Below are 24,406 nucleotides of genomic sequence, written 5' to 3'. Positions count from 1 at the left end.
ACGGTGACCCCGCTGAAACACGCTTTTTCTTACGCTGCCACCGCGTCCATAGTGGCCATGTTCGGCCTGTCGGTGCCTACCGCCATGGCCCAGACAGAGACCGATAAAAAAGATGTCTCCGATGATAAGTGTGCTGATATTCAGCTCGTGCTTGTCAATGGCACTTTCGATACCTCCGCGCAGGAGGACTCTACTCACGACCATGGTTTCGGCTCGAAAATCGCTGGCCCTGCCATGCGCGAAGCCAACCCAAGCACTCCTAAAGACTTGTCGGGCGGCATTAGCCTAGAAGACGCCGAAGACTCATCTGATTCTTCGGCAGAGAGCACTTCTTCTGCTACTTCGACAAAGGCCACTGCCGAGGCGGTTACTAAAGACAATACCCAGCTGATTGCCGCAGACTCTAAAGATCTGTGGGGAGGCAGTGATAACTCCACAGGCGATAAGTCTGGCGATTCCAACGACTTGTGGGGCGGTGGAGACTCCCAAGAGCCTGCAGAAGACAAAAGCGACAATTCGGACTTGTGGGGAAATTCCGACAAGTCTAGCGACAAGTCGTCGGAGTCTAACGATCAGTGGGGAAGTGGAGACAAGGACTCTTCCACTGACTCCGAGGGCGAAGATTCGTCTGACTCCCTGTGGGAGGACGCTCCAGAAAACAACACAGACGAGTGGAAGACTGAGGAAAAAGACGCGGTAGAAAAGGACGGCACACGCATTGCACGTACGTACGTGACGTACCCTGCTGCAGCAGGCGGAGCAATCGTGCCGGGGCTGAAACCGTCTGCGCCAGTCGCCTACACCGAGTCGATGGAAAAAGGCGCGGAAAACACCGCCAAGGTGCTCAACGAGGTAGCCGCCAAGTGCCCTAACACTAAGGTCTTTCTTGCCGGTCATTCTCAAGGTGCGCAGGTAGCGTCTACCGTCGCACGCGAAATTGGCTCCGGCGAGTCGGACTTTCCAGCCGATAAAGTAGCAGGCGTTGCCCTCTTTTCTGACCCCACCCGCGATAAGGGAGTACAGGTCATGCAGGGCGGAGAGTCCACCCCAGCAGCAGTACCTGGTACTGACGGTGGACACACCAAGCAGGTAGGTGAGTTCAATTCCCCAGAGCAAGACAAACTCGATGGTGCAGGCATGGGCTTGGACAAGACTGGCGGGAAGGACTTCGGTGAACTCGCCGATCGCACCGCCTCGTGGTGCTCGGAAGGTGATCTAGTCTGCGACTTGCCTATCTCCGGTCGACTTTCGGATCTGGTGGTTGGCACCGCAGAGCGTCTTGACCTGCACGACCCAGAAGAATCCCTCAAGGCCGTAAGCGATACTCTTGGCCCGGCTGTTCAGCTAGGCGGCCTTGATGATGTGAAAGACGATGGAATCGACTTCGGAGACGGCGGCTTCAAAGTTGAATCTGTCAGCGATAACGAAGTGCCCGGCCTAGCCGCTTCGCCCTCGACGGGCAATAGTTCTTCTAGCGTAAGTGAAACCACGAGCGTTGCCCCGTCTACTTCGGCACAGGCCGAGACCTCTTCGCAGACATCGACGCCTGCGTCTACGGCGGAAGAAACAGAGCCGTCGACAAGCGCTAGCGCTAGTGAGACTGCTTCTGCTGGACAATCAGGAAATGCAGACCTTATCTCGACGATCTCCCGCGATGGAGCACGCAGTAAGTCCATGGAAGAGGCTCGCGGTCCTGTAGGCGGCGAGCTAATCGGCGATCTGGGCAAATCCGCTGTTGCTGCGGTAAGCAAGCTCGGCGGTATGGCACTGGGCAAGGGAATCACCATTGCCAAAAAGGCCATTACCGTCGAGAACCTGGCACAGGTGGCTTCAGCTGGAATCACCAACCCCAAGGCAGGGCTTGCGGTAGCAGCGTCCAAGCTGGCTGACGCTGCACTAGAAGTACTAACCCCAGAAACGGTTACCGGCATGGCCGATGAGGTCTTTAAGGAAATTGATGTGCTGGGCATTACCGGTGACGGGCTTGCCGAAACAGCCGTGCAAGCCGCAGGACACGGAAACGCTCATAATTCCTACGGTTCTAGGCCAGCAACCGCAGACGGGCGTAGCGCTATCGACGCCACCGTGGACTGGGCCGTTGCTTCCAGCCGCGATGTAGCAGGAGACGAAGTACGTCCAGACGCTGTGCAGGACGCAGGGCTTGATAACTCCACCTACAGCGCAGACGAAGCCAAGGAAGCTCTCGACCAGGTCACCAACTTCAAAAAGGAGCTGATGAGCTAATGACCTCCCAAGACACGGCAGTAGCACAGCCGAAACCACTCAAGCGTGTGGCCCTTACCGGGCTAGGCAACGAACTGGCAGATACCCGGCTTGCTCCCGAAGGCGAGATGGATCCGCTTATCTGGCTCGTTGCCGCCCACGGCGGTGCAGGAGCAACTTACCTAGCGCACGCGCTCGCCCCATTCGGCGATGCCGGCCAGCAGTGGCCAGTCCACGACAAATACCCGTGGTGCGTCATTGTCGCGCGCACCACCCGTGCAGGACTAGAGGCAGCACACGACCTCGCACTACAGGATCAGTCCAATAAGACCGGAGGGTGCCGCGTCTTGGGAATCATCTTGGTTGCTGACGCTCCCGGAAAGCTACCACGCAGCCTAGAACAACGAATCACTGTGCTGGAAAAGACTGTCCCGACTATCTGGCGCGTGGACTACTTCGACGATTGGCGCGAGTCAACCGTCAGTGACCTGCCCCAGTGGTCGCCACTTGATGATGAACCCGAGGAGGAAGAACCCACCAAGTTCTGGCAAAAGAAAAAACCGTCCCCCAACCTCGTTCACAAATCGGTGCGAGACATCGGTGAAGACCTCGTAGACCGCGCCCGCGAAGCCAACAAACACCTCTAACCGAAAGGAAAAGACCATGTCCCTGACCCAAACCGCCGCCAACATCCACTCTCAAATCCTTGCCCAGGTTCCTGGCCAAGACCTAAACCCACAAGCACCCGGCGACTTCGGCGAGAAAGTAGACCGCGGTCTCAACTTCGGCGTCTATATCGGCCTGGTCGTTGCCGTGGCTGGCGTGATTTCCATCGGCGCATCCATGGTTCTCTCCCGCCGCGAAGGAACCAGCGAAGAAGCCACCTCTGCCGCGCTACGTGTTGGCGTCGGCTGCTTGATTATCGGCGGTGCCGGAACCATCGTCGCAGCACTCATTTAGCCCCCAGACGTAAGGAGAACCGCTCGTGATTATCGCCCAAGGCCCACCATCAACCCCACAAGATCTTCCACAAGAAGTGTGGGGCACTGGGTGGCAATGGCTTCAATACGCACTGTATGTATCGCTAGCCGTCTCCGTTATCGCAGTAATCGTTCTCGGCGCTCTTTTGGCCGCAGATAAAAACCGTGGCGAAGCAGTATCGGCAACGTCCCCCACAACCGCCGCGCTGAAAATCGCCCTCGGCGTTCTTATCGCCAGTTCTGCCGCCACCATCGCGTCGTGGTTCGTCTAACTACTTAAACCTCCGAAAGGAAGACATGAACATCACCCGCCTCAGCGCAGCCGCAGCCATTGTCGCGGCCACGCTTGGACTAGCTGCCTGTGGCTCCGACGAGCCAGAGCAGCCCACCGAGGCGAGCGATCAGCCCACCGTTGACCTAGAAGCAGCACCCGAGAACGCTTCGTGGTCTTCGGTCGGGGGGATCGGTACGCCGGTGGATTCCAACGACGGGCCAGAAAAGACTAGTCCCGTACCGCACGGCTACTCCCACACCCCGCAAGGAGCGGTACAAGCAGCTATTAACGGCCAAGTCATGCTGGCTACGGCAGACGATCAAACATGGCCAGACGTTGCCTCTGACATGACCTCTCCGGGGCCTGGCCGAGACCAATGGGCACAAGGACGCTCGTTGATTTCAGTGAACGGAAACGTCGATAAGAAAGACGCCGCTGAATTCAAAGGCTTCAAAATCACCGACTACAACGACGATAAAGCACAAGTACTACTTGCAGCCGACTATCCCGACGTCGGGCTCACGGTCTATCCCGTGCAACTTGTCTGGCAAGCAGACGACTGGAAGCTGGTTCTTCCCGACCAAGAAAACGCCCCTGACCTCCACAAGCTAGAAAGCCTCGACGGCTTTACCGAATACGCACAGTAAAAGCGCAAACAGCGGAAGAAGGCCACATGGAAATGAAGAACTCCCGAAAAATCTGGGCGATTGTCATTGCAATCATCGTCCTTGTCATCGCAATTGTTGCCGCATTTTTCATTGGGAAAGGTGCGAGCCAAGAGGGGGAGTCCCGGGAAGAATCTCAGGAAGTGAACAAAGATGACAACAGAGATTCCAGTGAGAAAAGCGAAGATGATTTGAGCGCTTCTGAATGGTCAGAAGATACCTCTGATGTGTTTGGTCGAAGCATAAAAACTCCAGCTTCTAAAGTCGGTAAGCCTCTCGGACAAGTTAAAAAACAGGACACGCTACAGTGCGACGTCGACTCCCCCGAGAAGCTGACTATTGAGCGCACCCATGACATGCAGACTCTATGGAGCGAAGACTTAGGCCCTGGTGGCGTTACTAAGGATGGAGTTCCAGAAAACTACGCGCACACAGCAGAGGCTGCGATGCTGGCTGCGTGGAACTCTAATGCGTACTTGTACCGAGGCGGCGATCTCGCGACTTCTGCTGTGAAAACGAACTTCACTGGAGACAATGCTGAGAAGCTGCGTGCAGAACTTGAAAAGTCCCCAGCAAATACTGATGAGAAAGCTACGCGCCGCGCAGCGCCGCAAGCATTCAAAATTACTAGCTGTGGTGACGATCGTGTAATTGGTGACCTGGCTCTCCCACTTCCAACCGATGAAAACGGCGATACGGATAACCCAACATGGATAGTTGTGCGCATGTCTGCTGTATGGGAAGCAGACGACTGGAAGACCGAGCTTGAATCGGTCAAACAGCCTGCTAATAAGCAGATTTCAAACCTAGATGGATGGTCTGAATGGAGCTTCTAAAAAAGCTTCCGATAGCTGCAATAGTTGCTTTAATCGTGACTCTGGCAGGCATAGCTCCTGCCAATGCACAAGAGGCTAAGGACGAATTCCAACAGCTAGTTGAAGATTGCCAAGCAGAATTAGATTACTCCCCCGAGGGGAGTATTGATCGAAAGATTGATGAGGCCCTTACCCCGGACGATTGGGAAGACACCCTTCTCGAAACGTTCGAAAAGTTTGACTGTAACTTCACGGAAGGCGTGAAGCACCCAGTGAAAGCCATTTCGGCAAGCGCTTCGGAGTTCTGGGGTGATCCAGTCGGTGACTTCACTAAGGCTGTTCTTGAGGGTAATAACCAAGCGCTCCAGACTGTCATGACGTTCTGGATGGATTGGCGCATGGACAAAAACATCATGGATGGCTCCGTCCAGGGCGTGAAAAACATTGTGCTTGGTATTGCAGGTATGGCGCTGATTTCGTCCCTGATTATCGGCGGCATGCATATGGCCTACGACCGAAGACAAGGCGTAGCAGACGGCCTAGAAAGTATGGGCAAGAACATTGGCGGATACTTACTGTTTTCAACGCTCATTGTGGGCTTGGGAACAGGAGCCATGGTTGCTTCTGATCAGCTTGCCGATTGGGTGATGAAACAGTTCGGCGCTAGTGATTCGGAGTCAGTCCTAGGAGCCTCTGAACTCAACGAGGAAATGGGCGGGCCAATTCTCATGCTGGCGCTTGCTGGTGTGGGAGTCGCGGGTTCAATCATGCAGATTGTTTCCTTAGCGGTGCGTACCTTGCTGTTTCCTATTGCGCTCGGCATTACACCTGCGTTGGCTGCCTTTTCTTACACCAACACGGGGCGTCAAGGTCTCAATCACGTGGTGTCTATGATGATTGCCTGCATTTTGTTTAAGCCGATTTCTGCTCTGCTGTACTGCGTGACTTTTTGGCAATCAGCCTCTGGCGGCGAAGACATGAAATCCGCAGTTATGACCGTACTTATGCTGGCTGCTGCCGGGTTCTCCGGCCCGACTTTGGTACGAACAATTGCTCCGTTTGTCTCGCAAGCAGGTGGAGGCGGAGCAGGCTCCGCGTTGGCAGGTGCTGCTGGTTTGGCTGGAGCAGCAGGCGGAGCCCTCGGCATGGCTGGAGGCGCGCTACTAGGCGGCGCTGGCGGCGCTATAGGTGGCGCAAAGGCTGGTGCTGCTGCGAAGAATGCGGTTCCAGGCGGCGGCTCTGGAGGGTCGGGAAGCAGTCCACTTGGCGGCGGCTCCGGTGGCAGTCCACTTGGCGGCGGCTCTGGAGGGTCGGGCGGCTCCGGAGGTTCCGGAGGTTCCGGAGGCTCTGGTGCTTCTGGCGGAGCAGGCCCGGCAAGTCGCGGCGATGCGGGAACTACTGCTTCTGGCTCTGGCCAAGGAGGCGGATCACGTCAAGGCGGCGGTGGCTCACATGCTGTATCCCCAGGTGGTTCGGGCTCTGGTGCTGCAAGCACCTCTGGCAGTGAGGGCGCGAGTGTCCGTCCGGCTAGCTCTGGCGCTACGGCTAGTGCTTCTGGTGCTGGCCCTAGCGGGGCTACCAGTCAAGGTACGGGCCGACGTACCACGATGAGCGGCACAGGCGCAGCACGCGGATCACGGGCTCGCAATATCGCCCGGGGCGCGGCCCAAGGCGCTGGCCGGGGTGTTAACAGAGGTGTGCGTACTGGTCGCGTATTAGCAGGACAAGGAGCTAGAGCAGGCCGATCGGCAGGGTCAGCAGCTCGCCAAATTCAAGGAATTCTCGATGAATCCATTGGTCAGCAGGGCAATTATCACGGAAACGTAAGGAGGTAAGAAACCATGGCAGACAGTGTAGATGTTCCCGTTTACGCACTCGGTCAGCCCAGCCGCCGTACTGGTATCGGTGGCTTTTCGATGAAGACCACCATTGTGCTAGGCGCTGGCTTTATTGGCTTTTTGGTGTGCCAGCTGGGAGGAATGCAAAAAATAGGCTTTATGGTGGTACTTCCCGTTACCGTCATTATTGCTTTGCTGGTGTCTTTGAACGTAGCTGGGCGCTCAGTTGCTCAGGTATCAGAGATGATTTTCCAGGATTGGCGACGCCGCGCACACGGCGACAACGTATATATTTCCGGCCCATCGTCGCGTTTAGCTGGAGGTCGTTACCGGCTTCCCGGTTCACTGGCGCGTACAGAGCTTCTGGAAGGAACAGACGCAGTGGGCCGCGATTTTGGTGTGGTCTTCGACCGTCACCGTCGCGAAGCTACCGTCTTATTCGATTGCCAGTTGTCGGGACAAACCGCTATGACTCAAGAAGAGCGCAACGATATGACAGCTAACTGGGGCCGGTGGTTGGCTGGACTGTCCTTGTCTGGTGATGTGGTCTCCACAGTCTTTGTGACGAACTCTCGCCCGGATACCGGAGAACTAGTGGCTAAGGAAGTCCAAGCTACAGTTCACGACGATGCCCCCGAGGTAGCAAAACGCATTATGCAGGAAGCTTCCGATGAACTGTCGGTAGGAATTCCGGAAACAGAAGCGCATATCGCAGTCACGCTCAAGGTCAGCGTGGCAGAAACCGATGATACGAGCTTCCTACAGCTTATCGGCACCCGTCTTCCCAGCTTGTATGAAGAACTGACTTGGTCGGGCATTCAAGCCGCACCTATGAGTGCAGAGGCGGTTTGCGCGCGGGCACATAAATTCTTTAACCCCGCTGCCGAGGGTGATTTTGAGGAAATCTCAGTAAGTGGCAAGGCTCATGAACTGGAATGGTTTGACGCAGGCCCAGCGTTTCATGATGTGCGGAAGAACGTCTATCGCCATGAGGGAGTGTCTTCCGTGACGTGGGAAATGGCCTCCGCGCCTCGTTCGACTTTTGAAGATACTTTGCTTGGCAACTTGATTGCTCCGCATGCACGCATTGATCGTAAGCGCGTTGCGCTGGTCTACCGACCGTATGAGGCTGGTACTGGTGCCTCGCGCGTGGAGGCAGAACACCGTGACGCCATGGTGGCAGCTAACTCTTCAAAAAAGATTCGTTCAGCTGCTGCCGAAATGCGCCTGGAGCACACCGAAGCAGCGCGTAGAGCACAAGCACGCGGTGCACAGTTGGGACGCTACAGCTTGTTTGTCACGGCCACGACAGAAGACGAAGAGCTTCTGGGCCGTATTCGCCACGACGTCAAACAGCTCGGTGCACAAGCTAACTTGCGACTGCGTGAGATGTCGCGCCAGCAAGACGCAGGGTTTATTACCTCCTGCGGACTGGGACAGATTCCGTGGACAAAGGAGTCCACCTCGGCACTGGCGGCACAAGGATAGGGGAAGTTAAGTGCTTTTCGGACTTTTTGGAAACAAAAACAAGACAGGTCGGACTCTTTCACGCTTAGTGAATGTGAAGCTTCATACCTCACGCGATAAGGCAGGCTTTTCTTTCGGTGCTGTTGTTCGCCAAACCCCGCGCGCGACGGCGACGGTGTGTTTCCAGGTAGAAAATCCCGATGAAATTGATTCTGGTCAGATCTGGGACTGGGAGCAGGCTATTTCCGAAGACGAGTCGGTTATTGCTACCTCATACACGGTCGACGCTACAGGCAGCTACATGGCGGTGACGTTCAAACAGCTAGATAAAGCCGAGCGCAAAGATTCTAATGAGGCGCTGACCCGTCTGGCTGCACAGCTGCCTGACTTCTATGAATTCGGTGAGGTGGTCTCGACCCCTATGACCGAAGAGCAAATTTATGAGCGCGTAGCTAGTGCCGTGGGCACAAAGACCGGTCAGTGGCCAGAACTGCCGGTGGACACGGTAAAAGAAACGACTGCAACTATCACCTTTGACGATATGGCAGCAGTCAGTTTCGACGTCATGGACGACGGCGACCTAGACGCCTTGTTGCGCGAATTGGTGCTAGAAGGCGAGCTTGCAGGCGTTGCGCGCTGGACACGCATTTTCAGGCCAGGATCGGAGGCAGAAGAAAACGATCTGGGACGTCACTCAGGAGTGCTCACTGTCGCAGCAGCAACCAGCGTGAGCCAGATTGAAGACGCGGCAGCAACACTTATCGGCCAACTATCAGCGGTTGAGCGTTTGCGGGTGCGCCGTATTTACGGGCGGCAAATGGCGGGCTTTCTCGCTGGTTTGGGAATTGGCGAGCTGGTTTGGGACGCAGAAAAAGTAACGGTTTAAGACAACGGACTTTAGGGAGCGGATTAAAGCAATGGGCACGCACGACGCAGAGATGATTACCCTGCATGAGCAGATTTTGGACGGGGAGAAAGAGACACCTTCGCGTTGGTCGAGTGAGGGCAGGCGTTACCGCAAGTGGAAAAAGACAAGCCAGAAGCACGCCGATGCTATTGAACGGCAGCGTCGGCGCGCTGGTGGAGCTATGCCGGTGCGCGGGGAAAAGCCGTTTACGATGATGAAACCGCGTGGCTTTACTGGACACCACGCAGGCTATATGGCCGTGCAAAATGGCCCGATGGAGTGGCAGACGACGACCAACCTAGGTTGCGGCTTCAACCCTAATGTTATTGGTGCCCCGGCACCGATTATCGGAACGCCACTAGGTCGCCATGTCACTACGGGTGCGGCAGTAGGCTGTGACCCCTTGTCATGGTTTCGAGAAGGAATTATCGCTAACCCTTCCTGCTTTATTCTCTCGCTCCCGTCGCTAGGAAAGTCCACGTTGGTGCGCAAAATGCTCATGGGAGGTGCCTCCAATGGGCAGATTACGATTGCCGCAGGCGATATTAAAGGCGAATACGTCGGCTTTACCCACCAAGTCCACGGCCAAGTCATTACCGTCGGCCACGGCTACGGCCACATTAATCCCCTCGACGTGGGCGCCCTCGGTCGTGTTATCCCACAGCTGGAAGCCAAGCGCGCAGAGCTAGCTGCCCGCGAGCAAGCAGGGGAGTCTGCCGAAGATGAAGAGATTTCCCTGCAAGGAATTGAAGACCTGCTCAACCGCGCAAAAGAGCAAGTCCATGGCCGTCAGGTCACGATGGTGACCACGCTGGTTAGCTTAGGTCGCGGTGGTGGCGTTCAAGACTATGAGTCCATGCTTATTTCCGCTGCACTGCGCGGGATGTATGAAGAAGAGCGCATTGACTGGGAAAACCCGCCAGTGCTCAAAGACCTGATCGCCTACATCGAGCGCGGCCCGCAATGGCTGCGCAAGCTCGGCAGAGCAGAGACTAACGAACAGTGGAATGCGCGCATTGACTCCTTGGTTCTCTCGCTTAATGCCCTGCTTGATGGTGCTACTGGCCGTATTTTTGACGGTCAGACTACTACTCCGATTGAGGTAGATTCTCCGGCTATTTGTATCGACGTCTCCGCTATTGATCGCGGTGATTCCGCTATGAAGGCAGCGGTCATGATGGCCTGCTGGGGTTCTGCTTTCGGCGCTATTGAGGCCTCGCACATGCTTGCCGATGCCGGCCTTGGCCCCCAGCGCTACTTCAATCTTTGCCTCGATGAGATGTGGCAGGTGCTCTCGTCAGCTCCGGGCATGGTCGGCCAGATTGACGCTTTGACCCGTCTGAACCGTACGGATGCTACTGCGCTGTTTATGATTACCCACACTTTCAAAGACCTAGAGGCTTTGCCGACGGAGGAAGACCGCAAGACAGCAATGGGCTTTATTGAGCGTGCTGGCATGGTTATCTGCGGCGGTCTTCCCACCAGTGAGCTAGATATTTTGTCTACGCAGTTGGAGTTTTCTCCTGCAGAAGCAGAAATGATTGTTTCGTGGTCTCGTGGTGCGCCGCCTGCACGCTCGCGTACACGTGGCGCGAGGGCAACCCCACCTGGCCGTGGACGATTCATGATTAAGCCAGCTAAAGACGGTTCACCGGGCATTCCGGTACAGACAATGCTGTTTCCGACTGAAGTTCAAGAGCAGCTGCACAATACGAACGCTCGCTTCGAGGACTTCTTCTTGGAAGGTGAGGGTGCATAGATGTCTGGCTTTGTAAGTCCTTTTGATGAGTCCACTAAGCGCCAGGCCATGGCGGAGTTTGAGGAAACGTGGAAAGAGTATTCCTCTGCCTCTGCAGCGGCAAAAGCAATCGCTAAAGACTGGGGCATGGGGCGTACGACGCTGACGGAATGGCTGCAGGAAGAAAATCTGTGGCCCTCGCCCACAGTTAAGCAAGTTCAGCACTTACAACGTGAAATCGCCCGCCTTAAAAAGCGCAATGAGCGCTTGCAAGAAGAAAATGCACGACTGCGACGACTAAGGAGTGAAGACGGATGAAGAAGGTTATCGGCATAGCCGTGGCTATCGTCTTGTTCCTCGTCCTTATCATCGTCGTTGTCTTAGACGGCGGGAACGAAGATGAAGTATGTGCCGAAGATGAAGGCGGATCGGGCTCAGGTGATGTTGTCGTTGATGGTGACTTTGCCTACCCGAGTGATAAAGAAGCCACCCAGGAAACCTCGCCCTATGGCCCCCGCGAGGGCGGTATGCACCTCGGTCAAGACATCGCAGGCCCGCGTGGAACTCCTATTTACGCTTTCGCAGATGGACGCGTTATCCAAGCCCAAGACTCTGGCGTGCAAGGATTCGGCGGCTGGGTTGTCGTGGAACACGACATCGACGGTAAGAAAATTCAAACCGTGTACGGTCACGAAGAACCTGGTCAGGTCAAGGTCAAGACCGGCGACAAAGTTACTAAGGGCCAGCACATTGCTGATATGGGCAGTGCCGGTCAGTCTTCTGGCCCCCACCTGCACTTCGAGGTTGTCGAAGGCGACCGAGCAGCAGGCGGTGAGCGCGTCGACCCTAAGCCATGGCTGGAAAAGGCCGAAGAAGGCAAAAAGGGCGGCGGAGATTCCGACAAGAAGGACAAAGACTCTAAAAAGAACTCGGACGGCGGAGGAAAAGTCCTTGTCGTAGGCGATTCCATCTCCAACGGTGCGCGCAGCCAAATCGAAAGCGCGATTCCAGGAGCCGAAGTCAGGGCCAAAGACTCCAAGCAATACGCAGCCGGTATGCAAGAAATCGACGACGGAGACCAATTCGACACTGTAGTCATGGCCCTAGGTACGAACGGCGAAGTGGGACAAGACCAGTTCGACGCGGCTAAAGACAAAATTGGTGACGCCAACTTGGTTCTTATGACCATCGCCGGTGTACCTCACGCCGACAGCTTTAATAACTCGGTGAAAAAGTCTGGGTATGACTACTTCGACTGGGCAGCAGAGGCGAATAAAGACCCCGGAATGCTTGTTGATGGAGTCCATCCCGGCCCATCTGGATCGAAGATCTTCGCTGACACTATGGCCGAGACCGTAGGCGGCGGAAGCAAGAAAAGCTCGGATAGTGGCAGCAAGAAGAGCAAGTCTAAAGGCAGCGGACAGCCCGCTGACGAAAAGGGCGGATTCGAGGGGCTTTCTGGCCGTCAGCTCGCCTTGGCGAAGCAGATCGTTGCAATTGGCGAGAGCATGCACGTCGATGAGAAAGGTCGACAGATTGCTGTAGCTACCGCTAAGCACGAGTCCCAGCTACAGGTCTACGCCAACGATGGAGTTATTACCCCAGAAGAACAAAGCGGTATGGCCGACGATGTGACGTCCGAAAAGCTCAAAAAGTCGCTGGATTTCCCGCACGATGCAGTAAGTAGTGACCACGGCTCTGTGGGCACCTTCCAGCAGCAGGTTGGTATTTGGGGTGATGTAGAAGAACTGATGAACCCAGCAGTTCAGGCGAAGAACTTCTATGAGCACCTCGAAGACGTCGATTACCAAGGAATGGAAGTAGGTGCAGCCGCAAGTACGGTTCAGGGAAACGATACGGGTACGGGCGTTTACCAGCAGGAAGCGGATATTGCGACCAAACTGGTAGATAAATATCGCGGTGCAGGCAAGGACTTGTCCGAGGAAGAAATTGAAGCCTTGGGCGAGGCCAACGTAGGTGACGGCTGTGATACCGAAGCCGGAAACGGCGATTCCAGCGATGATCCGGCACCGTCTGGCGAGCTTGGCGAGCGCATTGTCGCCGCAGCACGTAAAGAATTCGGTTATCCCTACGTATGGGGCGGTGGCGACGAAAACGGCCCGACGAAGGGACAAGACGGCGGAGAAGAAGGCTACGACTGCTCCGGACTTGTTCTCCGTGCGGTGGCTGTCGCTACCAAGGGCAAGGTCAAGCTACCTCACCAGACACAAGCACAAGCTAAAGACGAGCACCTGAAAAAGGTTGACTGGGAGGACAAGAAACCTGGCGACATCATTCTCATCGGCGGCGATGGAGCAGAACACCACGTTGCGATCTACTCCGGCAAGAAAGACGGAAAGGACAAATGGATCGAGGCTCAGACCTATGGCGTGGACTCCGGTGAATACGACGTACGCACCGATGAGCCACATCAAGCGTATCGAGTAAGCGAATAAGAAAAGGCAGGACAGCAATGAAAAAGACAGCTATCGCACTCGCCCTGGCCAGCACTGTAGCGCTCACGGCGTGCGGAAATGATGAGCCGGACGGAACGGATACCGGCATGGAAGACCCCACGGTAAGCCAGTGGGAGCAGCCCGAAGTGCGCGGCCCGCTTCAAGACACTGACCAAGAAGACGTGGACAAGGTAGCCCATGATGTTGTCAAGCAGATCTTCTCCTGGTCTCCAAAAGATGATCACACCATCGCCGATGCAGCCCGCAAGGCCGAGCCATTGATGGATGAAGACTTTGCCTACAACAACCGAAATTCCTGGTCAGGAATGTTCAAAGTGCCTGGAAAACAATGGGCCAGCTGGGTCGACGACAAGGCTACGGCCTCGGTAGAGCTCACCGAAGGACTCGAAGAGCGTCCCGAAGACACCGATATGGAAGCCCGACGCCAGTACTCGGTAGAAGTCACCGTCAAAGGTCACAAGCACGAACAGAAACTGCGCTATGACGTCTTCGCGCACTTTAACAACCTGGGGTGGTGGAGGCTAGACAACATCACCATTTCTCAGCCGCAGACCATGTCCTAAACAGATCCAACAAGGAGTAACACCATGAGCAAAGCCAGTGACAACGCCCGATTCGACGAAATTGAAAACCTTGTGACCTCGGAGGAATACAAGGACAAGCTCAAAGCAGCAGAAACTACCTCACAACTGCGCGAGGTTGGAGCAGAGGCCGGCGTCGATGTCGACGACCGCAGTGACATGGGCAAGTTCATACACAAGCTAAAAATCCTCGGCATTGACTACAAGGCCATGTCATCTGTTGAGCGGGAAGAGCGGCAAGCGCGCCAGCACGAGCGCGCCGAAGAACTCGCACAGAATGACTCCACCGGCCCTCGCCTAGACATTTGGACGGGCGCAATAGAAAGCGACAAGAGCGATAAAGGAGCCTTCGCCCTAGTTGACGAGACGGGAGAGGCTATCTGGTTTGGCAGCTTCTTTGACAACGACCCCATCTATACGCCGGGCGATATTGGCAGCGCCGAGCAATCAGCCGCAGAGAAGGCGGTGTACCTGGCTCGTCGCGTACAGGACGAAACGGGAGCCGAACTCATTGATCTGCATATCCACACTGAATATCCCGATCTTGATGAAGATGAACTGCGCCTTCGAGGCGTTGTCAAAGACTCGCAAGTCGCAGTGACCGTTGAGGTCGATCCGACAGATGAGCGCGCGTCCTCGGTAGCGCGTATGGGAGGGTTCCGTTCGCTGAAAAACGTTGACCTTGCAAGCCTTGTCGAGCTCGATGATGAATAACCGTCAAAGTGACGAAAACCTGCAGGTAAATAGCACAGGAAAGGACGAAGAGTAATGGGCAAAACCAACCCCAGAAACTCAGGCGGGCCAGGAACTGACGGGCAAACCATCTTCCTTGCTGTCATTCTCGTAGCAGCATTGTCCGTACTTGGCACCGTGCAAATCGGTGCGGTAGCAAGCTGGAAGCTTGCCGGTAAAGACAAACCACCTCTCAACCCATTTCAAACACTAGCCGGTCTTATCAAAGGTCAAATAGAGTGGACAGTCATTGCGACAGTAGCCGCAGTGCTGCTGTGGCTAGCTATTGCTGGATTGGTTTATCTATGGATGAAGTCCAAGCCGAAAAAGACCACCAGCACCACGGGACAGGCCTCAAAGTACCTAGCCCCCAAGGGCGATATTGCTTCCTTGTCGCGCAAAAGCGCAGAGAAGAAGGCAGCGAAGTTTATTGGCGAAGACGCCGCTAAAGACTATCCCGGCCTGCGCATGGGCAAAGATCTACAGTCTCGACGCGGGGTGTACTCCTCATGGGAAGATCTGTACCTCGTTATCTTCGGCCCTCGCCGAGGAAAAACCACGTCTCAGGTTATTCCGGCAATTGTCGATGCTCCGGGAAACGTACTGACCACCTCAAACAAGGCCGATATTGTCTATGACACTGCCGCGATTACCGAGGCGCGTGGAAACATCTGGATCTTCGATCCACAAGGCCTTGTTGCAGGGCGAGACGATCGCCCGTGGTACTTCGACCCTCTCGACGCGGTACGCCGCGACCCGATGAAGATGGACAGCGAAGCTATCGCGCTGGCCGATATTTTCCGCTCTGCAGCTCACGGTGATAACAGCACAGGCGACGCCTTCTTTTCAGAGGGCGGTCGCGACCTCCTCGGCAGGCTTTTCCTCGCCGCAGCATTGGACAACCGCCCTATTACCGACGTCTTCCGCTGGGTTAACGACGATGAAGACCGCACACCAGTAGGTATTTTGCAGCGCTTTGACGAATGGGAATCCATGGCCGACGCACTCAACGGAACCTACAGCATTACTGAGCGCACCCGATCCGGTCTATTTTCCCAAGCAGCGCAAATGGCCGCGCCACTGGGACGACGAGCTATCAGGCAGTGGGTTACCCCAGACGAGGACAAGGACAAGTTCGAACCAGAGCAGTTTGTCCGCGCCGACCACGACACGTTGTATCTGTTGTCCAAGGAAGGCGTAGACAACGCTGCTGCTCTAACGACGGCACTAGCAGCGGCCACGATGAAAGCTGCCGAGCGCTACGGTGAAGAAAATGGTCTGCGTCTTCCAGTGCCAATGATTGCCGCGCTCGACGAGGCCGCAAACACGGTTCCATGGCCGGAGCTTCCTAAGCTGTACTCCCACTACGGCTCACGTGGAATTATCGTCATGACGATCTTGCAGTCTTATGCCCAAGGCGTAAAAGCCTGGGGCAAGGAGGGCATGGAAGCATTGTGGTCTGCAGCGTCTGTACTGCTCTACGGCGGCGGTGTCCGTGATCAGGACATGCTCAACAAACTAGAACTTCTCATTGGCGACTATGAAGAGCTGACTAAATCCGTTTCTCGATCGGCAGATGGCGGACGCTCTACCTCGATACAAGCGCGTGAGAAGAAGATTCTCAACGCCGCAGAACTAGCTGCCTTGCCCTATGGCCAAGCGCTGGCTTTTACCGGGCGAAGGCCGTTTGCGCTGTATCTAGAGCCGTTCTGGGAGCGTACCTACTGGAATGAAAAGACCCGCCAGCTGCTTCCTGCACAACAGTAACTACTACCGGAGGAATCCATGGCAGAAGAGAAAATCGATCCCAAAGACTTCCACTACAAAAGCGTCTTCGAGTTCGTCGACAAGTTCCTAGTGACGATGTACCCGACTACCGACAACCGGATGAAAAACGTCGCGTGGTCTCCTACATGGTGGAATCACCCCGAGGTCGTTGCCCGCATAGATGGACTCTGGAAGCGCTACGAGTATCTGCGTGTAAAAGAACCCGATACTGCACTAGAGACTTTCCTGCGTCTGCATGGCGATTACCACATGCGACAAATCATGAAGGACGACGGAGTCTTCGCCGATTGTAAACGTGAAGACGTTCCGTCTCGTCCGCTACCAGTTACTTCCGCAACTAAACCCGCCTCCTAAACAAAAGCGAAAGGACACCTACTATGTCTCGTACATCTGTCGATGCGTCCACAGCCCGCACTATCCGAAACCTACGCCGCGCGCTACACGCAGAACGTGTACGTCGCTTTCCTCCGCGCACAATTCAGCCAGGCCCCAACGCTATAACCCGTATGGCAGGCGGCGCACTTGCAGTAGAGGGGTGCCGCGCGCTCATAGAAGAAAATGAGCAATCCCGCACATGGGTCATTGATGATTTCAACCGCCGCGGTATGGCCGAATCTGCCGCCGCTATCGCCGATAGCTACGAGGACAACATAGCCTTCACTGACGAAGACGGCCACGATTTCCGATTCTCTGTCCGGGATGGAGAACTCTCGCGCTATAGCGTAGAACGCCTTGGAAAAGACATCTCCGCTGCAGCAGGAGACGACGACGCCCGGGAGGTCACAGCATTGTCTCCGGCAGAAGTCATTGACGATCTAGAGGCCCAAGACGCAGACCCCGAAGCTGTAGAGTCCTATGCTCTCGCCGTAGGCGATAGTGACGTCTCCCCTAGTGACCAGCTAGTTGACCAGCTTCAGGCAGAAACCAGCGAGGAACTGGAATCTCCGGGCAACGACCTTACTGACGTAGCTGAACAAGCCGATGAGCAGGTTGCCGAAATGTAGCCATACACCCGCGCACAAGGCGGTAGAAAGACCAGACGGTTCTTTCTACCGCCTTGTGTTTATTTAGAGCTCTGGGCCTTGTTCTTCTTCAAGCTCATCAGCGGGTGCTTGCTCGTCGGTGGTATCGCTGTCGCTGGTAACGCTTTGCTGTTCGCCGCCCAGGCCGAGGCTGGCGAGGAAGTCGAGACCTGCTTGCGCGCCCTCATGCAGTTCACCGGCGTCTTCGTCTTGGGAGTTATCGGTGTTATCGGCTTCTGGGGTGGTCTCGGGCGCTGGTTGCGCTTCTTCTACGGTGTTCTGGACGGTGGTGTCTTGTTCGTCATGGCGGGTGTCGTCATTGTCTGGTTCGTAGGCGGCAGCGATGGTTTCTGCGACCATGTCGCGGATTGTCTCTTGTGATGGCTCGTCTACGCCCAGGCGGCGTAGTTCGTAAGTGCGTTGTGCGGCCAGGAGGTTGACTTCATCGGCGATGTAGCCTGCATGGTCAGCGACATCGTTAGGGATTTCCTCTGCGCGCAAGCGCGTGGCGATGTCGGCGCGGTCAGCCCAGTCCATCTTCTCGCGGCGGATAGTATCGAGTCGCTGTTGAAGCTTGTGGGCGTGCTCGCTGTCGTGTTGTGCGGCAGCATTTAGGCGCTTGTCCCATTCTTCGGTGTCGTCGGCACGGTAGCAGATTTCGTCCCACAGACCTGCCTCCGGCAAGTTAGCACCAGTATCCTCAATGGCCTGCTGAGCTAAGCTGCGGCGCTGTTGCGCCTGTTCAAGACGCTTGTGCGCATGGTCTATGCGCTGTTGGTACGTGCCATAGCCTGCAGCGTTATGGTCGTAGGCCCGCTCGGCAACCGGGCGGGTGTAGTCCTCTGCCAGTAGGCGTTGGTGCTCAATGTCTGCCAGGGCAGCTTCTTCTTCACGAAGGGCGGCACTGTGGTCTGCCATGGCCTGCTCATAGGCGCGAATGCGCCCAGCATCAAGGCATATCTGCTGGTAGTCAGCCTGTACCTCATTTGCGGCTGCGTCTTTGTCCTCGTGGAGGCGGGTGGTGATACTTGCTTCTTGCCAAGTGAGCGATTCCACCTTGGAATTAGCAAAGCGTGCGTGCTCTGCCAGCACAGACTGGTTAAGCCGGTTGAGGTTTCCTTCCTTACTGGTAAGGCGAGCAGTTTCCGCGCGGTCGTAAGGGTTGTGGGTGCGAAGCCACGTATCGAGTTCTATATCTGTCTGACCAGATACAGGAGGCAGCTGGTTGCGCTTTCCGGTATCGCGCAAGCGGAGTTGTTCGTCTAGACGGTAGCGGATAAGCCGTGCCGGATCATGGGCGTTGTCAATATCGCGAGTAGCAGCGTCCATGACGGTGCGCGGGTCAATGCCCGCGTCGATAAGCCTTGCCCAGCCGTGGCGGATGGGTGCTACACCGTCGTCGCTGGTCTCAATCTTTCGGGAAAGGTCGCCGGGTAGGGTGTCGATCCAGTCCGGCAGGTAAGCGTCGATGAAGTCGTTGGTGGCTTCATCTTTACCCATAAGCCACAGGCCCATCATGCGATCGGGTGAGGTTTGCTCGTCGACGACCTCGGCTATGACCTCGCGTGCAGCCTTCGGGCTGTTATCGCGCGAGATTGCCTTATTAAAGACGTCCCTGACACTCGGGGCGTGGTCTATGCCTTGGTAGTGGTAGTGGCCTTCCTCGGCAAGTTCATCTAGCTGGTGCTCGGTGACCGCATAGATGTGGTTGGCGATTTTTCCTCGGGTCAGTGCAACATACAGCCCGGCTCTATCGACGTGATGGTCGATTACCGCGCGGGTGCAGTCCACGGTGCTGCCCTGGGCGCGGTGGACGGTAGCAGCATAGCCCAACTGCACATTGTCTCGTACGTAGTCTGCTGGCAGGCACAACTCTTCGCCGGTTGTATTGTTGCGGGCGGTGATACTGCCGCCCTCGGCAATGCCGGTGACAGTCAGCAGTGTGCCGTTGTTAATACGGGTACTCGTTGCGGTCTCATCGTCGTAGAAAGTCTGGTTTTTGCGCGCCAGAATCGTATCGCCCACGCCTGCTTTTTCGCCTCTAGAAAGCTGGGCTTCCACGGTGGTGTCAACAACGCTCTGGGCGATGTAGTGGGCGCGGATTGTCTCGTTGAGTTCTGCCACATCGCGGTTGGTGGCAGCAATAAGCAGACTGGTTTTACCGCTAGAAATATCAGCCAGGTAGTCTGCTGCGGCCTTATCCAGCATGTCGCTGCGTGCGCCACCATTGACCCAACCACGCTTAGCGTAGAAGTCGAAAGTAGAAGAATCGCCCTCGCGCAAGCGCAAGCTGGTAGCAGATTGCTCACTATCTCCACCGAAGCGCACGACTTCGGAGAGTTGATTATCACTGCGGCCAGAAGCGTTGACCATTGCTCCGAAAAGTCCGCCGTTTTCGACCGCGCCGAGCTGTTTATGGTCACCGATAAAGCGCACGACTGCGCCTGCTTCTTCGGCAATTTCTAACAGTGAGCCGATGTTAGGGGTCGAGGCCATGCCGGCCTCGTCGACGATGATCATGTCGCCTGCGTTAATGGATACTGGAAGGTCTTTGAGGCTGTGGCCGGGCTTGGTTGGGTGGTTTCCGCGCCAGGTGTAGGTGAGTTTGTCGATGGTAAAAGCGTCAAAGCCTAAGTCTTTAGACAACACATCTGCCGCCTGTGCGGACGGGGCCAGACCAATCACATTGCGGCCCTGGTTCGCCCAGACGTTGGCGACAAGACGCATAGATGCGGTCTTGCCGGTACCTGCCGGGCCTACGCCGGTAGCAGCCAGTGTGCCGCAGGTAAGCAGGTAGCGCGCCATGGATTCCTGTCCTGTATTAAGGCGGAAACCAGCCTCGGCTTCGTGCTCATCGAGCGCTTTATCAATCGCTGCAGACGGTGCGAATGCAGCCACCGGTTCGTTAAGCGCAGCCAGTGCTTTGTCTTCGGTATCGAGAATGTCCTGGGTGGTATAAAGCTCACTATCAGCGCGGGTATCGCGAGCTTTACCTGCCGTATTTTTCAGCGCCTCCGGCAGTTCCAGAACATCGAAATCATTGAGCGCAATGGCCTTATCGCGCACAATAGCCTCGACCACAGTGGCGTGGATAAGGTCGCGCTCGGAAAGAGAATTAAAGCGATAGCCTTGGAGTTTTCCACCTGCAGCAGTAGCTACATGCGAGGTACGAAAATAGGAACGACGCCTCGTTACCGTGTCTACAACGTCGTCGATCAGGCCCGATAGGTGGGTCTCGGCGTCAAACAGTGGGCGCTCATCACGGCCAGAATCTGCGGCAAGTTGGTTGATTGCAGCGAGTTCTTCTGCTCCGTTTTCGCGGGCGGATACTTCATTTTTCCAGCCTGCGCGAAGCTCCGACAGGCTTTCTGGTTCACGCTTCGCGTCACGGGTTTCCAAGATAGCTTGCTGCCACAAACGACCCACCTCAACCGAGTTAGGGGTTGCGCCACGCTCGGCAACAAACTCTTCAACAAGGCGCTTATAGACCGGCTGTGCGCCACGTCGACGCTTAGAAAACGACTCCATCAACGACTCGGAAACACCGTCGATCTCCCACGTGGGTTCCTTGTTGACCCCATGGTCACAGGCGGTGAATGTGTAGCCCATGTCGTTAGAAAGCAGGGTGTTCAAGATGGAGTCATAGCGGTGCGAAATTGCTTGCGCCTGCTTGTGCAGTGCCTTGGAATCAAGGGATAACCACCGTCCATCTTCGGCTTGAACCTTGTTAGATACCAGCACGTGCGAGTGCAGATCCGGGTCTCCTGCGCGCGTATCGTAGTGCTTAAATTCGGAGGCAATAACGCCTTTTGTCTTAACTTGTTCTCGCCCCTGCTTGCCGGAGCGAGTAAAAAACACGTTGTCTTCTGCCCACGCCATAGCCTCCTGCACGGCCTGGTGATGAAGCGCCTCAATGCGCCGCGCGGTCTCTTCATCAGACAACGCCCACGCCACAGACACGGACTTAGCGGGCGAGAAAGTCATATCAAAACCCGACACAGATTGGCGCACATTGTCTTTAAGACCGTTGACCCAGTTGACGATTTCCCGGCCCGATTGCGGCTCGACGCCGTGTTCCTCAATGAAGAATTCTCGGCCAATATCCTGGACTAACTCGGCCCGCTCCTGCTTTCCCATCAGCGTGCCCGTTGTCTGCCTATGGCGGCGCTCCGCATCACGAAGTGCCACCAAAACCGGCACATCATTCGTGAAATTAGCGAACGGTCGACCCAGCTGTACGTCCTTGATTTTCTGACCTTCGGACATCTTCATATCCGCATCCGGATGCAGGCCCTCGCCGTACAACGCGGCCATTTGAGACTCGGTAACTTCCCCACCCTGCACGACATTCTCGGTGTTCAAACCGGCAAGACCAGAGCCTAACCAACGACCTGGCGGGGTGCCTTTCGCGTCGTAATACTTCGACAAACTTGGCGCGTCTGTCGGCCCATCATTGGTAGCCACAGAGCGCAACAGGTACTCATAACCTGTTCCGCTATTGACTACGCGCAGGGTCATCATGCACCCTAGTCTAGCAGCCAAAACCCGATTAACACTAAGAGTGCCAATAGTGTGTGTCTGAAAGCGCGCTTGCGCGCGCCGACGCGGGCGTATGCCGCGTCTTGCCATAGTCCAGAAAGTCTCGTCTTTCTGTTTGGGCTCTGGTCATTTCGCGTCAGCGGGTGTTTGTGTCAGGGTTGCGGTGGTGTATGTGCGCTGGCATTGTGGGCTTATGGTTACCGCAAGTAAAAGTTTGAAGAAGCGTCAGGAACTGCGTCAGCATCTCGAAGAGGAACAGCGCAAGCTGCGCGACAGGAAGAAGAAGCTCAACTCGCTACTGTCGCTAATCGACCAGCGCGAGAAACTCGATGAGAAGATTGGCGAAGCCTCGCAAGAAATTATCGACCTAGGCGAGTCCAAGGAGCTTGTGCGCGAGCTCGTCGGTGTCAGCCAGCGGGACTTCAACGACATGCTAGGAGCCGCTAGTGACTCCTCCCCTAGTGCGCAGGATTCGTCTGGAGACGAAGAGTCGCACGCTGGTGATGATGAGCGCCAGGACAACGAAGAAGCCGCCAGCGCCTCTGAGGGCGCTGGCGGCGAGGATGACCACGCTTCTGATGGTCAGTAGTCAGTAGAGAGAAAGAGCAGTCTTTCGCGTCGAGTCTGGCTAGTACTTGTGCTCGTTGGGGTCGTAGTACTCGCCAGGGTTGGCGGGCGCGTCTTCGTAGGTGTTGGAGTATGGCGAGTCGTTAGTCTCGTCGGTGGCGCGCTCGTAGTGGTCGGCCATGGAGCCAATCATCACGCCGAGGAAGGTAAGGAAGTACCAGATGATGATCCAGGCGATGATTCCGCCTAATGCTCTGAGGATTCCTGCCACCAGTCCTGCGCGTCGTATCTGGGCGATGAGCATCCAGATAGGTATGGCGATAAGGGCAAGTTGCCACCAGCCGGGTACGTGGTTGGTGGATTCGATAAATGGCAGTGCGTCCATGGGGTTGTCCTTCCTCTCTGTGGTGCGTGCTGCCTATGGTGTCATAAGCGTTGGACGTGTGGGGTGTCATGAAAGACTTTGAGGATATTCCTTTTGCAGAGCTTGCTCACCTGGAGCCGAAGCGGCCGGCTTCGGCTCGGCAGTCTCGTGCTGCGCGTGTTCATGATCCGGAGCTTCCTTTTGACGATAAGACTGTCAAGACTTTCTTTGAGCATGTCGTGAAATCACCGCACGGGTGCTGGCTATGGGTGGGTTCCATTTCCTCTCCTGATGGGTATGGGCGGTTTACGTGGCAGCGCGGTAATCGTCAGCGCACTGTGGCGGCACACCGTTTTGCGCTTCTTGTCGCGGGCGAGTCGTTCGCCGCGCGCGAGGTTGCCGAGCACGAGTGCAACGAACCGCTGTGCGTGCGGGTCGGTTGTGGTCATGTGCGTAAGACAACACAGCGGGAGAACCTTCGCTATGCGGTAGCGCTTGGCCGTCATACTGGAAACAGGGTTGCTGTTACGGCGTTGAGTTCTCGGGTTGAGCGCTCGCGGCGGATTAGGAATGCGCTTCGTGATGGGTGGGACGAACGTCGCTACCGTGAGGCAATCTTTGGTGTCGATAGTGACCAGCAGACGTTGTTTTAGTGTGCGGTGTTTGTGTCAGGGATTGGGTGGGGTGTCCCCCTTTCTTTCAATGAGTGCGCCCCGGCGTGTGCCGGGGCGCTATGTCTACAGTGCGTTGGCTTCGACTAGTTTCCAGAAGTCGACGTTGGTGCGGACTCGGAAGCCGCTGCGGTTGAGGTTGATGTTTCCGTCGGCGTTGATGTCGTGAGGCCAGTAGATGAGTCGCTCGGCAATGGCGTTGATGTTGAAGCGGTGTGCCCACTCCCCTAGCGGGGTGATGATTTCGTAGTGGATTGCGTCGTTCAAAGTGGCGTAGGTTGCCATGAGTCTCTTTCCGTCTCGTATGCGTCTCGCTTGTGTGTTGTGCCGGTGTATCCGGCGCTGTGGTCGTCTGTGAGGCGTCCCTTGGGGCTTGGGTGCCCTGTGGCGGGCCCGGTGGGCCTGCGGCCCGGTGTGGGCCGCAGGCGGGGTCTTATATTTCGACGACCGTTGCTAGGACGGTGAGGAAGACTTCGGCGCGCACGATGATGGAGTGCTCTAGGTGGGTGGCGCGGCAGTTTTGCAGTTCGTTCCAGATTTCGGCGGCTTGGTGGTCGTTGATGGTGATCTCGCCGAGGTAGGCCCGTGCTTCGTGGCGGATGTGCTTTGTCGGTGCGGTGGTGTCGATGTAGGCGTAGTCGACGACGAAGCCGTGGTTCTTGTTGCTCCACCATTCGAAGGCGTCCATGTGGAGCTGTTGTTGTGGGGTGTAGAAGGTGGTGGTTTGGGTTGCCATGTCTGGCGTTCCTTTCGGTTGG

Annotated in this window: 23 protein-coding genes; 19 read left to right on the top strand and 4 right to left on the bottom strand. The window is 56.1% G+C overall.

Annotation, left to right across the window (positions count from 1 at the left end; all coding sequences use genetic code 11):
* The first annotated feature begins 3 nt into the window (after nucleotides 1-3).
* From HMPREF2808_RS05660 to HMPREF2808_RS05575, 17 genes are read left to right on the top strand one after another with little or no spacing between them, the layout of a single operon-like run.
* Nucleotides 4-2,244 carry a cutinase family protein gene (locus HMPREF2808_RS05660; RefSeq protein ID WP_070624161.1) on the top strand — a complete coding sequence of 747 codons (2,241 nt, stop codon included), beginning with the start codon at nucleotides 4-6 and terminating at the stop codon, nucleotides 2,242-2,244.
* Nucleotides 2,244-2,870, top strand: coding sequence for a DUF6668 family protein (locus HMPREF2808_RS05655; protein ID WP_070420728.1), 627 nt, complete (start codon nucleotides 2,244-2,246; stop codon nucleotides 2,868-2,870). The genes HMPREF2808_RS05660 and HMPREF2808_RS05655 overlap by 1 nt, the downstream gene beginning before the upstream one ends.
* Nucleotides 2,871-2,886: 16 nt before the next feature.
* A complete protein-coding gene (locus tag HMPREF2808_RS05650; protein WP_070624159.1) occupies nucleotides 2,887-3,183 on the top strand; it encodes a hypothetical protein in 297 nt (98 codons plus the stop codon).
* Nucleotides 3,184-3,208: 25 nt separating this feature from the next.
* Nucleotides 3,209-3,475 carry a hypothetical protein gene (locus HMPREF2808_RS05645; RefSeq protein WP_237799995.1) on the top strand — a complete coding sequence of 89 codons (267 nt, stop codon included), beginning with the start codon at nucleotides 3,209-3,211 and terminating at the stop codon, nucleotides 3,473-3,475.
* 25 nt (nucleotides 3,476-3,500) lie between these two features.
* Nucleotides 3,501-4,124: a DUF8175 domain-containg protein gene (locus HMPREF2808_RS05640; RefSeq protein WP_070624157.1), complete on the top strand. Its 624-nt coding sequence runs from the start codon at nucleotides 3,501-3,503 to the stop codon at nucleotides 4,122-4,124.
* A gap of 26 nt (nucleotides 4,125-4,150) precedes the next feature.
* Nucleotides 4,151-4,978, top strand: a complete 828-nt coding sequence (locus HMPREF2808_RS05635) for a DUF8175 domain-containg protein (protein ID WP_070624155.1) — start codon at nucleotides 4,151-4,153, stop codon at nucleotides 4,976-4,978.
* Nucleotides 4,979-5,013: 35 nt separating this feature from the next.
* Nucleotides 5,014-6,792 (top strand): hypothetical protein, encoded by a 1,779-nt coding sequence (locus HMPREF2808_RS12980; protein WP_246818516.1) that lies wholly within the window; start codon nucleotides 5,014-5,016, stop codon nucleotides 6,790-6,792.
* 6 nt (nucleotides 6,793-6,798) lie between these two features.
* Nucleotides 6,799-8,283 carry an SCO6880 family protein gene (locus HMPREF2808_RS05620; protein ID WP_070624149.1) on the top strand — a complete coding sequence of 495 codons (1,485 nt, stop codon included), beginning with the start codon at nucleotides 6,799-6,801 and terminating at the stop codon, nucleotides 8,281-8,283.
* A gap of 10 nt (nucleotides 8,284-8,293) precedes the next feature.
* Nucleotides 8,294-9,148, top strand: coding sequence for a hypothetical protein (locus tag HMPREF2808_RS05615; RefSeq protein ID WP_141752579.1), 855 nt, complete (start codon nucleotides 8,294-8,296; stop codon nucleotides 9,146-9,148).
* A 31-nt stretch (nucleotides 9,149-9,179) separates the two neighbouring features.
* Nucleotides 9,180-10,928 (top strand): ATP/GTP-binding protein, encoded by a 1,749-nt coding sequence (locus HMPREF2808_RS05610; protein ID WP_070624145.1) that lies wholly within the window; start codon nucleotides 9,180-9,182, stop codon nucleotides 10,926-10,928.
* Entirely contained in the window at nucleotides 10,929-11,225 is a 297-nt protein-coding gene (locus tag HMPREF2808_RS05605) for a hypothetical protein (protein ID WP_070420736.1), read from the top strand.
* Nucleotides 11,222-13,363: a peptidoglycan DD-metalloendopeptidase family protein gene (locus HMPREF2808_RS05600; RefSeq protein ID WP_070624143.1), complete on the top strand. Its 2,142-nt coding sequence runs from the start codon at nucleotides 11,222-11,224 to the stop codon at nucleotides 13,361-13,363. The genes HMPREF2808_RS05605 and HMPREF2808_RS05600 overlap by 4 nt, the downstream gene beginning before the upstream one ends.
* Before the next feature lie 17 nt (nucleotides 13,364-13,380).
* Nucleotides 13,381-13,947, top strand: coding sequence for a hypothetical protein (locus HMPREF2808_RS05595; RefSeq protein WP_070624141.1), 567 nt, complete (start codon nucleotides 13,381-13,383; stop codon nucleotides 13,945-13,947).
* Nucleotides 13,948-13,971: 24 nt separating this feature from the next.
* On the top strand, nucleotides 13,972-14,679 hold the full coding sequence (locus HMPREF2808_RS05590) for a hypothetical protein (RefSeq protein ID WP_070624139.1): 708 nt from the start codon (nucleotides 13,972-13,974) through the stop codon (nucleotides 14,677-14,679).
* 54 nt (nucleotides 14,680-14,733) lie between these two features.
* Nucleotides 14,734-16,464, top strand: coding sequence for a type IV secretory system conjugative DNA transfer family protein (locus HMPREF2808_RS05585; protein WP_070624137.1), 1,731 nt, complete (start codon nucleotides 14,734-14,736; stop codon nucleotides 16,462-16,464).
* Nucleotides 16,465-16,482: 18 nt separating this feature from the next.
* Complete coding sequence (locus HMPREF2808_RS05580; RefSeq protein WP_070624135.1) at nucleotides 16,483-16,839, top strand: DUF4913 domain-containing protein; 357 nt, start codon at nucleotides 16,483-16,485, stop codon at nucleotides 16,837-16,839.
* 23 nt (nucleotides 16,840-16,862) lie between these two features.
* Nucleotides 16,863-17,489 (top strand): hypothetical protein, encoded by a 627-nt coding sequence (locus HMPREF2808_RS05575; RefSeq protein WP_141752578.1) that lies wholly within the window; start codon nucleotides 16,863-16,865, stop codon nucleotides 17,487-17,489.
* Between the two features lie 63 nt (nucleotides 17,490-17,552).
* Here HMPREF2808_RS05575 and mobF read toward each other — a convergent pair whose 3' ends face one another.
* On the bottom strand, nucleotides 17,553-22,028 hold the full coding sequence (mobF, locus tag HMPREF2808_RS05570) for a MobF family relaxase (protein ID WP_070624131.1): 4,476 nt from the start codon (nucleotides 22,026-22,028) through the stop codon (nucleotides 17,553-17,555).
* 232 nt (nucleotides 22,029-22,260) lie between these two features.
* Between mobF and HMPREF2808_RS05565 the strand changes: the two genes are divergently transcribed.
* On the top strand, nucleotides 22,261-22,635 hold the full coding sequence (locus HMPREF2808_RS05565) for a 3-deoxy-D-manno-octulosonate 8-phosphate phosphatase (protein ID WP_234288087.1): 375 nt from the start codon (nucleotides 22,261-22,263) through the stop codon (nucleotides 22,633-22,635).
* A 39-nt stretch (nucleotides 22,636-22,674) separates the two neighbouring features.
* Here the strand turns inward: HMPREF2808_RS05565 and HMPREF2808_RS05560 are convergent, their stop codons facing one another.
* Nucleotides 22,675-22,998 carry a hypothetical protein gene (locus HMPREF2808_RS05560; RefSeq protein ID WP_070624127.1) on the bottom strand — a complete coding sequence of 108 codons (324 nt, stop codon included), beginning with the start codon at nucleotides 22,996-22,998 and terminating at the stop codon, nucleotides 22,675-22,677.
* 68 nt (nucleotides 22,999-23,066) lie between these two features.
* On the opposite strand from HMPREF2808_RS05560, the gene HMPREF2808_RS12975 reads away from it, so the two are divergent.
* Nucleotides 23,067-23,630 (top strand): hypothetical protein, encoded by a 564-nt coding sequence (locus tag HMPREF2808_RS12975; RefSeq protein ID WP_234288088.1) that lies wholly within the window; start codon nucleotides 23,067-23,069, stop codon nucleotides 23,628-23,630.
* 84 nt (nucleotides 23,631-23,714) lie between these two features.
* Here the strand turns inward: HMPREF2808_RS12975 and HMPREF2808_RS05555 are convergent, their stop codons facing one another.
* Both HMPREF2808_RS05555 and HMPREF2808_RS05550 read right to left on the bottom strand, forming a co-directional pair.
* Nucleotides 23,715-23,933, bottom strand: coding sequence for a hypothetical protein (locus tag HMPREF2808_RS05555; RefSeq protein ID WP_070624122.1), 219 nt, complete (start codon nucleotides 23,931-23,933; stop codon nucleotides 23,715-23,717).
* 148 nt (nucleotides 23,934-24,081) lie between these two features.
* Entirely contained in the window at nucleotides 24,082-24,384 is a 303-nt protein-coding gene (locus HMPREF2808_RS05550) for a hypothetical protein (protein WP_070624116.1), read from the bottom strand.
* Nucleotides 24,385-24,406: the final 22 nt, after the last annotated feature.

The organism is Corynebacterium sp. HMSC078A10 (assembly GCF_001811565.1).
In the GTDB taxonomy this organism is placed as follows: Bacteria; Actinomycetota; Actinomycetes; order Mycobacteriales; family Mycobacteriaceae; genus Corynebacterium; species Corynebacterium hesseae.
The sequence above is the reverse complement of the archived record's forward strand: the minus strand, read 5'-3'. Positions and strand labels throughout refer to the sequence as shown.